Origin of the sequence: Thalassotalea sp. G2M2-11, assembly GCF_017168195.1 — a bacterium.
Classification (GTDB): domain Bacteria; phylum Pseudomonadota; class Gammaproteobacteria; order Enterobacterales; family Alteromonadaceae; genus Thalassotalea_E.
Genome location: NZ_JADNYL010000004.1, coordinates 288,042 through 303,687 on the forward strand (window position 1 = coordinate 288,042; position 15,646 = coordinate 303,687).

The following is a 15,646-nucleotide window of genomic DNA, read 5'->3' on the forward strand; positions in this document are numbered from 1 at the left end:
AGTACAATAAAACGCGTATAATGTATATCGTTATGCGTTGGATGAGCAAGAATTGTCGCTTATTTACTTGCATCTCGGACAATATTCTCTTAAATTGTCGGCCAACACTTGTCGGAGTGCTTTGTGTTTATTGATACATTCATCAGTATTTTATGGATGTTGATAATAAAGATAAAGCTGAGATCGCATTAGCGGGATCCGTAGAACCTGATCAGACTAATATCTGCGTAAGGGAACAAAGTAAAGCGCCTGAAATCATAGGGGGCTTTTCCACTCTACACTCCGTCTTTTTATTTGTAACACTTTTGCATTCTAAAAAGGCAATACCATGAAACAACAAGCTACACCACTTTCGCGCCGTGAGCGTCGAGCACAAGCACAAGCATTTATTCAAAACGTCTCAGGACAAAGCTATCCAAACTCTCAAAAAGTTTATGTTGCTGGCCAGCAATATGATATTCAGGTGGCAATGCGGGAAATTTCCGTAGGTGACACCTTTGTCGGTGGTAGCGAGGAGAACCCTATTTTCGAGCCGAATGAGGCGATACGTGTTTATGACACCTCCGGTGTTTATACCGATCCGAGTGTGACGGTAGATGTTCATCAAGGGCTACCTAAATTAAGGGCTGACTGGATTGCTCAGCGTGCTGACACTGAAGTATTAGAAGGCGCGAGTTCAGGTTACTCACAGCAACGACTAGCAGATGAAGGCTTAGATCATATTCGCTTTGAAAATTTGCCAAAGGTTCGCAAAGCAAAAGCAGGCAAAAATGTCACGCAAATGCATTATGCAAGGCAAGGCATTATTACCCCTGAAATGGAATACATTGCCATTCGTGAAAACATGAAGCGTGCCGAATTAAAGGATGAGGTGTTAATCCAGCAACATCAGGGGGAAGGATTTGGCGCGAATATTCCAGAGGAAATCACGGCTGAATTTGTTCGTCAAGAAGTAGCTTCAGGTCGTGCCATTATTCCTGCGAATATCAATCATCCTGAAAGTGAACCAATGATCATTGGTCGCAACTTTCTGATCAAGGTGAACGCCAATATTGGTAATTCAGCCGTCAGTTCATCCATTGAAGAAGAAGTAGAAAAACTTGTCTGGTCAACTAAATGGGGAGCCGACACTGTGATGGACTTATCGACGGGTCGCTATATTCATGAGACACGTGAATGGATCATTCGAAATTCTCCTGTACCTATTGGCACTGTGCCCATTTATCAAGCGTTAGAAAAAGTGAATGGCGTGGCTGAAGATCTGACCTGGGAAGTATTTCGTGACACCTTAATTGAACAAGCAGAGCAAGGTGTCGATTATTTTACCATTCATGCTGGGGTGTTACTACGTTATGTACCTATGACGGCAAAACGCGTGACGGGTATTGTCTCTCGTGGCGGTTCGATTATGGCGAAATGGTGTTTATCGCACCACAAAGAGAATTTTTTATATACTCACTTCGAAGACATTTGTCAGATTTGTAAAGCTTATGATGTGGCGTTTTCATTAGGAGATGGTTTACGTCCAGGATCAATTGCCGATGCCAATGATGAAGCACAGTTTAGTGAGTTACATACCTTAGGTGAGTTAACTAAAATTGCATGGCAACATGATGTGCAAGTGATGATTGAAGGGCCAGGCCATGTGCCAATGCACATGATCAAAGCCAATATGGAAGAGCAACTTAACCATTGTCACGAAGCCCCTTTTTATACGTTAGGGCCGTTAACCACAGATATTGCGCCTGGTTATGATCATATTACTTCTGGCATTGGTGCAGCAAATATAGGTTGGTATGGCTGCGCTATGCTGTGTTACGTCACCCCAAAAGAGCATTTAGGCTTACCCAATAAAGAGGACGTAAAAGAGGGATTGATCACCTATAAAATTGCTGCTCATGCAGGAGATTTAGCGAAAGGACACCCTGGTGCGCAAATTCGTGATAATGCCTTGTCAAAAGCACGTTTTGAGTTTCGTTGGCATGATCAATTTAATCTCGGTTTAGACCCAGAGCGTGCTCGGGCATATCATGATGAAACCTTGCCACAAGAGTCTGGAAAAATCGCCCATTTTTGTTCAATGTGTGGTCCCAAGTTTTGTTCAATGAAAATCACCCAAGATGTTCGTGATTATGCCGCTAAATTGGAATTAGATGAGCAAATTCAAGTGAAGATATTGGATGAAACGCTATCAACAGATCCTCAAAAATTAGAACAAGCAATCGCTGGCATGGCTGAAAAATCGGCAGAGTTCAAAGCCACAGGTAGTGAAATTTACCAGCAAGTGAAGTAATGCCATGGGCAACGATAGTCAAGCAAGTGTGAGTGTTCGCACTCACTCTTATCATATCGCTATAGTTGGTGCGGGATTGTTAGGGCGTATGCTGGCAACTGAATTAGCGCGTTCTGGTCATCAAGTAACATTACTTGATAAAGACAACCGCTTAGCTAAACAGAGCGCGGCTTATGCAGCCGCAGGCTTGTTAACACCTCTGGGTGAAGCGATGCACTGTGAAGCGAATATTGTGGCAATGGGGTTTGAATCACTTAAGTTATGGCCTAAGTTGTTGGCACAGCTAAGCGGTTACACCTTTTTTCAGCAAGCAGGCGCGTTGATGGTGAGTCATGAACAAGACGCGGATCATTATCAGCGTTATGTACGCTTTTTGGCAAGTCACTACCCTGAGCATCAATGTCAATCATTAAACCGAGAGCAATTGCTCGCATTAGAGCCTGAACTTGGGCGCAGTTTCCATCGAGGGCTTTATTTACCTGAAGAAGGGCAAATCGGTAACCGGAAGTTATTAATTGCTTTAGCACAAGAGTTGCAGCATTTGGGGGTCACTTGGCATGAGCAGGCCCAAGTAGACGGTATTCATCAGCAAGGCAATCATAGTTTAGTACGCTACCAACAAGGTAAGCAGCAACAGTTGTTAGAATGTGATTATGTGATTGATTGTCGTGGTTGTGGTGCACGTGCATCGCAAAGCACCGAGCGTGCACTGCCATTAGCTGATTTACGTGCCGTTCGCGGCGAATTATTTCAGTTATTTGCCCCAGATGTACACCTTCATCGCCCTGTTCGATTAATGCATCCCAGGTATCAACTGTATATTGCGCCTAAAACTCACGGCTATTATGTGGTGGGGGCAACCGAAATTGAAAGTGAAGACAACGCGCCGATGACCGTTCGCTCATCGATGGAACTACTGAGTGCTGCCTATAGTGTGCACCCAGGATTTGCGGAAGCCAATATCAGACAGCATGTTAGCCAGCTTCGCCCTGCTTTTAGTGATAATCAGCCTAAGGTGCTAGTGAATGAACGTATTTTGCAAGTCAATGGCTTGTATCGCCATGGTTTTCTAATTGCCCCTGTAGTGTTAAAGCAGGTGCACTATGCACTTAATCAAATGTTTAACAAAGACAAGATTAGCCAAGCCGATTCGCCTTATGGCCGTTGGCTACCTATTAATCAAAGTGAAGCGAGTTTCAATGAACATTTATCTCAATGGTCAATTAACTAAATTAGCCGAGCCGCCAATGACGCTCGAGCATGCGTTAGCGCTGTATTTGACCGAAAATGATCAGCAGCAAAGCTTTGCTGTGGCAGTGAATAGTGATTTTGTTGCCAAAGCGCAATATGCCCACACTCAACTACAAGAGGGAGACAGTGTGGATGTGCTGTTTCCAATTCAAGGAGGTTAGTGATGTCATTAACCATTTATGGCACATCAGTAAATAGTCGTTTATTGATTGGGAGTGCCTTATATCCATCTCCTGAAATAATGAAACAGGCAATTCTTGCCAGTGGTGCGCAAGTGGTTACCTTATCATTGAAACGGCAAAATCCTGCGCAACAAGCGGGAGCCAAAATTTGGCAATATATTCAGGAAGTTGTTAATCAACAGCAAGGCTATCTGTTACCGAATACCGCTGGTTGTAAATCAGCAAAGGAAGCGGTTACCTTAGCGAAAATGAGCCGTGAAATTTTCCAAACCAACTGGATCAAGCTGGAAGTGATCGGTGATGATTATAATTTACAGCCCGATCCCATTGAGCTTCTAAGTGCCACCGAACAGCTATTAGCAGATGGCTTTAATGTCTTGCCCTATTGCACCGATGATTTAGTGTTATGCCAGCGCCTGTATGATTTAGGCTGTCAGGTTATTATGCCATGGGCTTCACCGATAGGAACGGGAAAAGGGTTAATAAATCCATACAATCTTGAAACTATCCGTTTGCGCTTACCAGAGGCGACATTGATTTTAGATGCTGGTATCGGTAAGCCATCAGACGCCTGTTTAGCCATGGAAATGGGGTATGATGCAGTACTACTTAATTCTGCCATTGCACTGGCAGATTCGCCTGTTGTGATGGCAAAAGCATTTGCTTTAGCATTACAAGCCGGAGAGCAAGCTTATGTGGGCGGAATCATGGAACAACGGCAAACCGCGCATCCAAGCACGCCTACCTTAGACACGCCCTTTTGGCATCAATCTAGGGGGTAGTGCTATGAAGCAGACGAAAGTTATTATTTGGTCAATCTCTGGAGCCGATTGTTCAGGTGGCGCCGGTATTGCCGCTGATATTAAAACAGTTCATAAATTAGGAGGAGAGTTGTGCCATTTGATCACTGCTAATACGGTACAGAACTCCACAGAAGTGACAGCCATTCATCCCGTAGATATTGCAATTTTGGCGCAACAGGCACAAGCATTAATCGTAGATAAGCCGCCACAAGCAATAAAAATAGGCTTAGTGGCGAACAGCTCGCAACTTGATTGGTTAGTCACCTTACTTAAGCAATTAAAAGCTGATATACCCAACCTAGTGGTGGTGTTTGATCCTGTCGGTCAAGCTAGTGTCGGTGGACAATTGTCGACATTATCGCCGACTGAACTATCAACATTGTTCCAGTATATTGATGTATTAACACCAAACATTGTTGAAGCAAAAAAAATCACACAATCTACCAGTAACGAGATGGCTCAGTTAGCACAACAGTTACAACAGAGTGGTATCAAACAGGCGGTGATAAAGGGAGGGCATACATCAAGCCTGCAGTGCCTTGATTATGCATATACTACGGCGCCTTATGCCGTCTATCAGTTAGTAACTGAACGATTAACAACTGATTATAGTCATGGTAGTGGTTGTAGTTTTGCCAGTGCGCTCAGCACATTTTTAGCGCAAGGTTACTTATTGCGAGATGCCTTTACCTTAACTAAAGCATTTATTCAGCAAGGGTTGGCATATCATCAAGGACGTATTGGCTATTATGGTGCGTTTGAGCAAACTTTATGGCCAGCAGCTGGTGAATACTATCCTGAGGTGGTTACCCCATTAATGGAGCAACACAGCGGTCAGTTGAACTTTCCTCGTCTAGGTATTGAACGTGATGGTGAACAAGCATTAGGCCTATATCCTGTGGTCGACTCTGTTCAGTGGCTGGCGCGTTTAATGCCATTAGGTCTTAACATTATTCAATTGCGTTTAAAAAATCGATCGGATACCCAGCTGCGAGATGAAATCAAAGCGGCGGTTGAGTTAAGTCATCGTTATGATTGTCGTTTGTTCATTAATGATCACTGGCAAATGGCAATTGAATATGGGGCATATGGTGTTCATATTGGCCAAGAAGATCTGATTGATGCCGATTTGCCTGCGATTGCTCAGGCTGGATTACGTTTAGGGATCAGTACACATGGTTGTTATGAGTTTTTATTGGCCCAACAGTTAACACCTTCTTATTTAGCGATTGGCGCAATTTTTCCGACAAAAACCAAAGATATGACCGGACAAATTCAAGGGCTGGATAATTTGCGACAGATTCTATCATTGGCAAGCGATATCCCTATTGTCGCGATTGGCGGTATTAATCTTTCACGCGTTGCTGACGTTTGGCAAACTGGGGTTGATTCAGTTGCGGTGGTCACGGCGATCACCGAAGCTGAAAATCCCGAAAAGGTGGTTCAGGATTTTCAGCGTATGCTGATTTAATTGGCTATTTTCATCGGCTGTAGGCGTGCATAAGTACAACTGCGCCATAGCCACTCAAATGGTCCAAAACGAAAGCGATTCATCCAAAATGTCGAAAATGCAATTTGGAATATCCAGATGGCAAATACCACCAGTATTTGTGTGGTGCGATCCACTGTGCCATACAAGCCCAAGCCCCAACCATAAAAAATAAAACCACAAATAATTGTATGAGAAAGGTAATTAGTTAATGCCATTCTGCCTACATTTGCTAATGCATTTTTGACTTTAGGCAAAGCATTTGAGCGGCAAAAAATCACTAATAACGCCATATAAGCATATGCGACTAATAAGCTGCCCCAATAATTAAATTGTGAGCCAATGAACATGCTTTCTAATTGCCAATTGGCAGTAAAATTTAACTGATTGCCATACACTATTAGACTTAAGCCAGTCGCCAATGCTAAAACGGCGGTTATTGTTAACGATGAATTGGAATAGCGTTTACCAAAAAAATCCATTTTGAAACAGGCCATACCAATTAGCATGATACCTATGACACGCGTCAGATAAAAAGGCAGGTTAGCTTGCATTTCAGCCGCCATTGCATGACGTTTGTCCATTTGATCAAGCCAAGAAGATTGATACGCTAACATATCTTGTTTGATGGCTTCGGCCGTTGGCGACCAGAAGTGCTGCATTTTTTCCAGATCAGCTGCCTCCCAATAAGGCAAGCTAGCACCCGCCGCATACATGATTAATGAGCATAATGTGATTAAGAAAAAACCTAAAATAATTAAAAAGCGTGGAGACTTATGACGAGCCGTGTAGGCAATCATACCGCCAATGGCATACGCAAAAAGGATATCACCATACCAAAGTAAATAAGCATGCATCAGCCCTGCAACCGCTAAAATTCCCATTCTTTTATAATGAATTGCGGTTGGATTTCCTTGCTTGCTAGTGACATTATTCGCCATTAAGACAATACCTGCACCAAACAATAGTGAAAAGAGCGTCATAAACTTTTGATCGGCAAACAAGTGCGATAAGTAGTAAACGTAGAAGTTTGCCCCGGTTAAGTCACCGAATACAAGAGGGTTACTATACGTAGAAAAAATCATTGAAAAAGACTGGATATTCATAATTAAAATACCGAGCAATGCTACGCCCCGTATAATGTCTATGGTAACTATCCTTTCGGATTCGTTAATAGGCTGAGTTAGTGTTGTTGTCATTTTTTATTCTTATTTTAATGGTTAAAAGGGATGCGAAAGTGCAAAAAATCAACACGCGCTAGTCAAACTGTATCAAAATGAACCACTTATAACTTAATAAAATTGCATCTAAATGTAAACATAATGTAAGTTAACGGGTGTTTTATTTTGGCTCCCCTTTATTCTGACTATTGTTTTAACTGAATTTTAGGGCTCCATGCTAACCAGCTTGCTTTGGGTTGCGCGTATAAGACAAAACGGTTTAATTGTTGCTTCTTGTCAATTGAACTGGCAGGAGCTGGCGTTGCAAAAGCAATACCGCCGGTTAAGATGTTTTCGATTGACTCTGCTTTTAATTCGATACCTGAAAAAAAGCCTGCCTCAAGTTCAAAGCCGCTGACTCGCCAAAACTTACTGTCAGGAGAAACTAATGCTCGATAGCGTTCGGCAATATTAATAAAAATGTCTACCTGATCAGCAGATTCAGCTAAATCAATACCAATTACTTTGCCAACCAGCACTTGTCGATACATCACCGGAACTCCCACTTTTATCGCCCCTAATTGTTGGGCCGATAATGTTAAGTTCAAACCATAACTTAATGAGGATATTGCGGGAGGAAGATCGAGTGCTTGGAAGTGTGTTTGTTGTTCGCCATTGCCTGGCAGGGCTTGGATAGTTGTACCTGCTAATATTTGCTTCACGGAGGAAGGATTTATCAGATTTAATTTTGGGCTGCTATGCCAAAATTGACTGCCACTTACCGCAAAATGTCGGTAATCATCGGCAAGATAGCCGTAAGCTGTTGCTCCTACACCTTGTTTATCAAGGGCTATGCGCTCAATATGCCCGATGGTTTGCCCGTGAAATTTGATTAACTGCTCAGCGGCTAAGTCTTGGATATCATTGAAATGAATACTAATGGCGGTTCCTGCTTTTTCTGCTTGTTGCTGATTGGCAAATAAGTGGAAAATTTGCCCTTCATCAACCGGAGGTTGCGAGGTAAATTGTTTTGGAGTAAAGAAGCTTAAGCCACCTTTTAAAATAGTATCTAGGCTGTCAGCTTGTACCGAAATTTGATTTAAACTCCCTTTCACACGAATACCGCTGGTATTATAAAAGCGCGTGTAGTGATTCACTAAGTGTTGATACTGCGCATCAATGGTGAGCGTGATGGTCACTTTTTCGCCATTTGAGTTCAGTGCTAAACTGTCAATTTGGCCCACTTCAATGCCTTTAACATTAATGGTGCTACCGGGTAAAAGACCATAACTTCGATCAGCAGTTAAAGTAAGTTGTAAGCCCTTGGCACTGAGATGTTTCGCCCTCGGAGCACTTGCCAAAGTAAACTCAGTTTTTTTCTCGCCACCGCCACTATTAACTAGGATATAACTACCATTGAACCACATGCTGGCATCGGTAATATTTACTAGCGATAATCGCGGGTTAACTAAAGTAAAATGCGTATTTTCACGCAAAATGTCTTGGTATTGATCAAAGATACCGACATTTAATTTTTTATGTTGGCTTTCCTTGATGATGTGGTGTACCTCACCGATTAATTGTCCTTGGTGGAACAGTTTAGTACCAATATCTACGTTAGCGTTTAACTGAGCCAGTATGGTTAACTTAAGGTGCTGCATTGCTTGTGTTTGGTTAAGCGCTAGAGCGAAGGTATCGCCATTTATCGCATCTTGTTCGGTATCACCACGATTAAATGCAATTGCGCCATTAAGCGCACTTTGTAATGAGTGAGTTTGTAGCTTAATTCCCGTCAAATCAGCAGATACCTGTACGCCGCTCATTTGCCAAAACTGACTGCTTTTTGAGACAAGATGTTGAAATTGCTCTTTAATATGAATGTGAATTTGTGGGCTGTCCGTACTCGAATATGCAATGGCTTGTATGGAACCTACTTTTTGTTGCTGGTAATAAATGCCCGTACCAACCTTTAATGAGGCAATATCGTTAGTTGTTAGTGTTAAGTGTAATCCAGGTGTTTCATACGGGTACGGCGGTTGTTGATTATAGACAGTAAAGTGATTGGTTAATTCTCCTTTGGTTGCTGGGCGTATGCCAATATAAGGGCCAGTCAGTATACTTTGCATATTGCTAGTCCCCGTTAAATTAAGCTTAGGTGTCATAACAAAAAACTGAGCGTCAGTTGTTAAGTATGGGGTTAACCGAGGATTGATTAATGCTCGCGCAATTATTTTTCCTGTGTTTGCATTAATGTCGTCAACTGTCAATATTTTACCTACGGTTAAGCCATGCAACCGGATTGGGGCACCATTATCAATTCCGGCATCCATATTGAGGGTGAGTGAAATAAGATATCCCATCTGGGCGCTTTGAAAACCATCGTGCAGAATATATTTTTTCTCTGGTTGATAGTCAGTTGAATTTGCTTTTTTTATCGGATTATCAAAAGCGATCCCACCAGAAATCATGGTTGAGAGCGATTCGGTTTGAATATTAACCCCAGCGGTAAGTGAGCCAGAGATCTCGATACCACTCGAGTGCCAAAAACGAGTGTCAGCATTCACCAAATGGGCGTATTCAGGTTCGATAAAAACACCAATTTCCACTTTGTCGCTTTCTGATGAATATTTAAAACCTGAAACCCGACCAACGGTAATTTGTTTGAAGGTTACCAAAGAATCTTTATTTAAAGAGCCTAATTGATTGGCTTCTAAGGTGATGTGTAAGCCTTTGGTCGACATATCAAGCATGGGAGGTTCTTTAATGGCAACAAAGTGGCGTTTGGGTACTCCTTGAGAGTGAATATCGGGCTGAATATTGATATAGCTGCCTGAAAATAACGTCTCTAAACCACTGACCCCTTGAAATGAGACATCGGCAGTGACATACCAGAATAAGGTATTATCCGTTAGCATGTTGCTGGCGTTAGCGATCATCTCAACTTCTACTATGATACTTTGTAAGTCCTCACTGACCTCTACACCTCGCACAATACCAGCGGTTAATCCCTTATATTTCACTTCTGTTTTGCCGACAACTATGCCACGGGCATTATCAAATTGAACGGTGATCATGGTGCCTTGCTCTTGATAGGCTTTGATTAACAGCCAAGCACCAAAAATTAACGCGATTGCGGGTACTAGCCAGATAGCTGATACACCTTGCTTACGTTGCACTAGCGCTTTTGGTGGTTCCGAACTGCTTGGCTTAGACATGGATGTTCCTTCGTTCAATATCCCAAAGTAGGCGAACATCAAAACTGTGAGCTGCCAACATAGTAAATATCACCATTAAGGCAAAATAACTTAAGCCTGCTGCTGCTTCAATGGAGCTAAAGAAGCCTAAATTAACCAGTGCTGCCATGATGGTAACGACAAATACATCTAGCATGGACCATGGACCTAACCACTCTATCATGCGATAAAATTGACTTTGTTTTGTGCGTGAAATATTGGAATATCGTCGTGTATTATATAGTAGGAAGAATAGCCCAATAATTTTAATAAAAGGAATAATAAAACTGGCAAGAAAAATAACCGCAGCAATAGGGTAAAGGCCATTTTTAACTAAGGTTACGATACCGGTTAAAATGGTATTTGCTTCAGGTACTCCCATTTTATAAATCAGCATGATCGGGTAAATATTTGCAGGAATAAACATCAGCAATGCCGCGATAGTCCATGCTAATGTCAGCTGTTGACTATGTGATTTTCTAAAAGATAACTGTGTATGACAGCGAGCACACCTTGCATTTGGCTGAGCAAGGTAATTGAGCTTTTGACAGCATGGACATGAGCTTAAGCCCAGTTTACTCGCGCGATATAGCAAGGGCTTGCTCCATTTTTTCCCAGACATAGTGATGATCTAACGTACTGGTAATTAAGGTTGAACATAATAGCAGTAAAAATAGGCTGATTAATCCGCTACCTATGGTTAACGTTGCCATGGTCAGTAATTTATAAATAGAGATAATGACACCAAGAAAAAATACTTGCGTCATCCCCCAGTGATCTAATTGATGATAAGAGCGGAAGAAGGTTAATAAACTGGGGGTGATCTGTTGTCGTTTTAATTGTAAAGAGAGATAAAATGTCGAGAATAAGCGTACCAAGGGCACGGCTAAGGTAAAGATAAACACACAAAAAGCGACTAAGTAAAACTCATCTTCAATCAACAGCAAAATACTCTGTAGCAAAGAAACTTCGTTATAAACACCTAAGGCCCTAATGCTGAGTAAAGGTAAAGTGATAGCGGGAATATAGATTAACAACCCTGCGGTTGAAATAGCTAAAGTGCGCTCTATTGATTGCTTTTTTCGAGAAAATAAGGTGGCACCACAGCACGGACAAATTGCACTTTCACCTGGTGAAATTGGTGGCAAAACCGATAGCGTGTCACACTTTAAGCAAGCAACCCAATTGTGAGGGGGATAACATGAATTCATATTCTAAGTGTAAGATAAGATGACATTTTCGCCATTAATTTTACGCAAAAAAAAAGCAGCATCATGCTGCTTTTTACTTGGGCTTTTACTGGCACTAGCTTGGGGAATGATGAGCCGTTAAGTTAGCTTTATCTGTTCTTTCTGCTAGTAAGGGTTGCCACTTTAAATAGGTCACAGAGCGCCATAGCCATTCTAATGGGCCGAAACGGAAATAGCTTAACCAAAGATGACAGAATATTGTCTGCGCGAATAAAATACCAACAACAATCAACACTTGTTCACCACGGGCTATTTGCTCAAATTGTCCGCCTGCATAACCATAGAAAATACTGGTTAAAATTATTGAGTGACTAATATAGTTTGTTAATGCCATTTTCCCTAAAGGAGCTAACCAGGCAAAAGCCTTTAAAAACCATGATTTTAGGGACAATTTAACAAACAGGCCGATGTAACCAAAACACAAAAGATATTGACCATAGAAGAAAATGTTATTGCCTGCTATTTGTAATATCTGTGTTTGTTTCGCGGCGGGATGAAGCGCAATAAAGACGCCACATAAATTCATGATCACACCTAAAATTAAGCCGCCATAACACAGCAAGTTAAATAGACCTTTGTTTGCTTCAGGGTTCTCAAGCTTTTTACTGGCAACTAACCAATAACCGATCATAAATAAAGGTAAGCTGATAATAAATGCCATGATGGGGGTTTTAGCTAATTCGCCGATGGCATGTTTTGTGCGGTATTGAGTGACCTGCCAATAACTGGCTTGTGAGAGAATTAAGCTTTCTTTTCGTAATGCAATGGCTTGTTCTTTTTTTCGTTCAAAGCGCTTTTCAACTCGCGTTGCAATAGACTCTTCATCGCTTTCTGCAACTTGTTCATCGTCAGCGTTACTGACATCAGTTGTTTCAGTTGTGCTTATTTGTTCGTTATTTTCTGTCTCGGTAGTCGCTTGTTCATCTACAGTAATCGACTCTTCAACGGGTTCTTGGTCAGCAGCTAAAGCATCTTCTAAAGTAATTGATAAATATTCATCGCTTTGTTTAAAGGCATCGAGTTTCTCTTGTGTTTGACGTAGCACTTCAGCGCGTTCTTGCCAGTTGGTTTCTATGGTTGGGCTAGTGTGGGAGACACCATAGTAAATTGAAAAACTGCTCGCAATAATGATAGGCAGAATAATAATGGCTAAGCCTGTTTTGAGAAAGGCTTGAGGATGATTGAATTTTGCTAATCGCTTAGTACGAAGTAACAAAATAAAACCAAGCAATAACATACCACCAGCGGCATAATCATGGAGAATATCTCCTCCCCAGAAAAAGATCATATGCGCCATACCAATGACGAACAAGGCAAGCATCCTACGAGTAAACCATGCGCCAAATGGACGGTCTGCTTTTTGCGCATTAATCAGCATAACGGCAAAGCCCATACCAAAAAGTACAGAGAACAGTTTGTAAAATTTACCTTCGATAAATACTTTGATTAACCAGCTTGCTCCCCAATCAATACCTGTTTGGCTATGGTCAAACATCATAAGTGAAGAGATTGGTCGGTTAAACCATTCAATGTTCATAAAAATAATACCGACGAGGGCAAACCCTCGCAAAAGATCCATGACTTGGATACGATCTTTGCTGGTAATGGGTTGCAAAGGCTGTGTGTGATTTGTTTGATATTCCGAGGCACTCATAAGCGCATACCTATTAACTATTGTTTATTGACTATAGTTGGTTAGCAGTATTTGTACCATTGTTTATCTTATTGAATTTATTGTGTTTTTAATGTTTTTGATTTAATGGAGTAATTAAGTTGTGTGAAATTAACAACTTATCAGTGAAATTGACGACAAATTTTGCGTATAAAAAAAGCAGCTAAATGCTGCTTTTTTTGAAGTGGAAACATAACTTATTTTAATGCGGCCATGTAATCAGCTAAGGCAGCAATATCTTTGTCAGATAACTTAACGGCAATATTACGCATGATGCCATTGTTGTCATTAGCGCGAGTGCCTGAGCGGAATTGTTCAAGTTGAGACTTGATGTAAGCTGCACTTTGACCTGCTACGGCAGGGAAGCCCGCTTTATCCATGCCACCACCATTAACGCTATGACAAGCAATACAAGCGCTAATGCCACGTTTTGCATCGCCACTTACGTATAATTGTTTACCCGCTGCACTGGTATTCGCAGGCGCTGGTTTCAATGTTTGTGCAGCAAAATAAGCAGCAACATTTTTAATGTCTTCATCAGATAATGCCGCAGCCATACCCGCCATTACGGCATTGTCACGAACACCAGATTTAAACTCGTGTAATTGCTTTGCTAAGTAAGTTTCACTTTGACCGGCTAATGAAGGATAAATAGCAACAGTTGCGTTACCATCAGCGCCGTGACAAGCGATACACGTGGCTGATTTTGCTTTACCAGCATCAACATCGCCAGCAAAAGATTTAACCGCTACTTTACCTGCAGAAGCCGCAACCTCACCCACTGCTGATGTATCATCAAAGTAAGCAGCAAGGTTAGCAATATCTGCATCAGTTAAGTTACCTGACACTTGGTTCATTGACGCATTGTGACGTGATTCAGCTTTGAATGCTTTTAATTGCTTGGCGATATACTCAGGGTGTTGGTTGGCTAAGTTTGGATTGATTAATACTTTGCTGTTACCTTCTTTACCGTGGCAGTCTACACATGCTGTGATACCGCGTGCTTGGTCGCCGTGTTCATAAAGTGCTTTACCTGCACTTGCATCAGCAACAGGGGCTGCAGCTACGGTTGCCGTAGGAGCACTAGGGGCTGCACTTTCATCTGCTGCTGCAGTTGCGCCCGCTGGTGCAGCACCATCACGACCAAAGCTTGCAAAATAAGCTGCAACATCTTGCATATCTTGCTCAGAAAGAGCAGCTGCCATTGGCGCCATTACTGGGTCAGCACGATCACCTGCTTTAAATGCTTTTAATTGTTTAACGATATAATCTGCATGTTGGCCTGCCAAGTTGGGATAAGCACCCATAATGCCGATACCATTGGCTCCATGACAACCTGCACACGTTGCTGCTTTGGTTTTACCTGCTGCAGCATCACCTTCAAACGCATTAGCATGTGACAACATACCTAATCCGATGACAATAGACATTAAGACGTTTTTCATGAGTCGCTCTCTGTGTTTTGGCGCTTGAATTGTTGCCAACCAAGCAAATTTTAAAGTTATTGATTAACGCGGCATTTTACACGAATACACTAATTATTTAATAGCGCTTAACAAAAAAACACCAAAAAAAGCGTGGTTTTTATTAATTTTGCTCAAAAAGAGATATAATCCGCTTTTATGTTTACCAAGATCGGAAAAAAAATTGTCTACTGATGCTGTTAATTTAAATCGAGCAACCTTTACTATTAGTGCGCCTGATATACGACGCCTACCTGATGATGCAGGAATCGAGGTGGCGTTTGCTGGTCGCTCAAATGCGGGAAAATCTAGCGCATTAAATGCATTAACCAACCAAAAAAGCTTAGCTCGAACCAGTAAAACCCCAGGTAGAACGCAATTGATCAACGTGTTTGAAGTAGGCGATGGTCAACGCTTAGTTGATTTGCCGGGCTATGGTTTTGCCAAAGTACCATTAGAAATGAAAAAGAAATGGCAAAAAGCCCTTGGTGAATACCTAGAAAAACGCGAAAGCTTGCAAGGGTTAGTGGTGCTGATGGATATTCGTCATCCGCTCAAAGATCTAGATCGAGATTTAATTGAATGGGCGGCAGATAGTGAGCTGCCAGTGTTAGCCTTATTGACGAAAGCGGATAAGTTATCGCAAGGTAAAGCCAGTGCGGAAGTATTGAAAGTGAAAAAATCACTGAAAGCACTGAATGCTGACATTAAAGTACAAGCATTTTCATCGTTGAAAAAAACAGGCGTTGAGCAAGCTAACACAATTATTTGTCAATGGCTTAGTACCATGGAACAAGCTCCTGTAGACGCAGAGTAATTTATTCATTTTAAATAAAAATAGGCAACTTAT

The 15,646-nt window shown here is 41.8% G+C and carries 12 protein-coding genes and 1 riboswitch; of the genes, 6 read left to right on the forward strand and 6 right to left on the reverse strand.

Translation table 11 applies throughout. The features are described 5' to 3' along the window. The first annotated feature begins 102 nt into the window (after positions 1-102). Positions 103-252: riboswitch (TPP riboswitch) on the forward strand. Between the two features lie 76 nt (positions 253-328). The 5 genes from thiC to thiE are packed head-to-tail and all read left to right on the forward strand — an operon-like array spanning position 329 to position 6,000. Then, a complete protein-coding gene (thiC, locus tag IV514_RS15240) occupies positions 329-2,293 on the forward strand; it encodes a phosphomethylpyrimidine synthase ThiC (RefSeq protein ID WP_206486166.1) in 1,965 nt (654 codons plus the stop codon). A gap of 4 nt (positions 2,294-2,297) precedes the next feature. Further along, on the forward strand, positions 2,298-3,524 hold the full coding sequence (thiO, locus tag IV514_RS15245) for a glycine oxidase ThiO (protein WP_206486167.1): 1,227 nt from the start codon (positions 2,298-2,300) through the stop codon (positions 3,522-3,524). Then, positions 3,493-3,705, forward strand: coding sequence for a sulfur carrier protein ThiS (gene thiS, locus IV514_RS15250; RefSeq protein ID WP_206486168.1), 213 nt, complete (start codon positions 3,493-3,495; stop codon positions 3,703-3,705). Before thiO ends, thiS begins: the two co-directional genes overlap by 32 nt. 2 nt (positions 3,706-3,707) lie before the next feature. Continuing rightward, positions 3,708-4,508 carry a thiazole synthase gene (locus IV514_RS15255; protein ID WP_206486169.1) on the forward strand — a complete coding sequence of 267 codons (801 nt, stop codon included), beginning with the start codon at positions 3,708-3,710 and terminating at the stop codon, positions 4,506-4,508. A gap of 4 nt (positions 4,509-4,512) precedes the next feature. Then, positions 4,513-6,000, forward strand: coding sequence for a thiamine phosphate synthase (gene thiE, locus IV514_RS15260; RefSeq protein WP_206486170.1), 1,488 nt, complete (start codon positions 4,513-4,515; stop codon positions 5,998-6,000). Here the strand turns inward: thiE and IV514_RS15265 are convergent. The 6 genes from IV514_RS15265 to IV514_RS17565 all read right to left on the reverse strand — a co-directional run bounded on the left by IV514_RS15265 (position 5,997) and on the right by IV514_RS17565 (position 14,778). Continuing rightward, positions 5,997-7,217, reverse strand: coding sequence for a DUF418 domain-containing protein (locus tag IV514_RS15265; protein WP_206486171.1), 1,221 nt, complete (start codon positions 7,215-7,217; stop codon positions 5,997-5,999). The two genes, thiE and IV514_RS15265, sit on opposite strands and share 4 nt — an antisense overlap. Positions 7,218-7,384: 167 nt before the next feature. Beyond that, the gene (locus tag IV514_RS15270; protein ID WP_206486172.1) at positions 7,385-10,393 is read right to left on the reverse strand and encodes an MlaD family protein; all 3,009 of its coding nucleotides are present in this window, start codon (positions 10,391-10,393) and stop codon (positions 7,385-7,387) included. After that, entirely contained in the window at positions 10,386-11,033 is a 648-nt protein-coding gene (locus IV514_RS15275; protein WP_206486173.1) for a paraquat-inducible protein A, read from the reverse strand. The genes IV514_RS15270 and IV514_RS15275 overlap by 8 nt, the downstream gene beginning before the upstream one ends. Next, on the reverse strand, positions 10,987-11,559 hold the full coding sequence (locus IV514_RS15280) for a paraquat-inducible protein A (protein WP_206486174.1): 573 nt from the start codon (positions 11,557-11,559) through the stop codon (positions 10,987-10,989). Before IV514_RS15280 ends, IV514_RS15275 begins: the two co-directional genes overlap by 47 nt. A gap of 157 nt (positions 11,560-11,716) precedes the next feature. Beyond that, positions 11,717-13,315: a DUF418 domain-containing protein gene (locus tag IV514_RS15285; protein ID WP_206486175.1), complete on the reverse strand. Its 1,599-nt coding sequence runs from the start codon at positions 13,313-13,315 to the stop codon at positions 11,717-11,719. Positions 13,316-13,530: 215 nt separating this feature from the next. Next, positions 13,531-14,778, reverse strand: a complete 1,248-nt coding sequence (locus IV514_RS17565) for a c-type cytochrome (RefSeq protein WP_241242401.1) — start codon at positions 14,776-14,778, stop codon at positions 13,531-13,533. Positions 14,779-14,980: 202 nt separating this feature from the next. Here IV514_RS17565 and yihA point away from each other — a divergent pair, with 202 nt between their 5' ends. Further along, the gene (gene yihA / locus IV514_RS15295; protein ID WP_206486176.1) at positions 14,981-15,613 is read left to right on the forward strand and encodes a ribosome biogenesis GTP-binding protein YihA/YsxC; all 633 of its coding nucleotides are present in this window, start codon (positions 14,981-14,983) and stop codon (positions 15,611-15,613) included. Positions 15,614-15,646 lie beyond the last annotated feature (33 nt).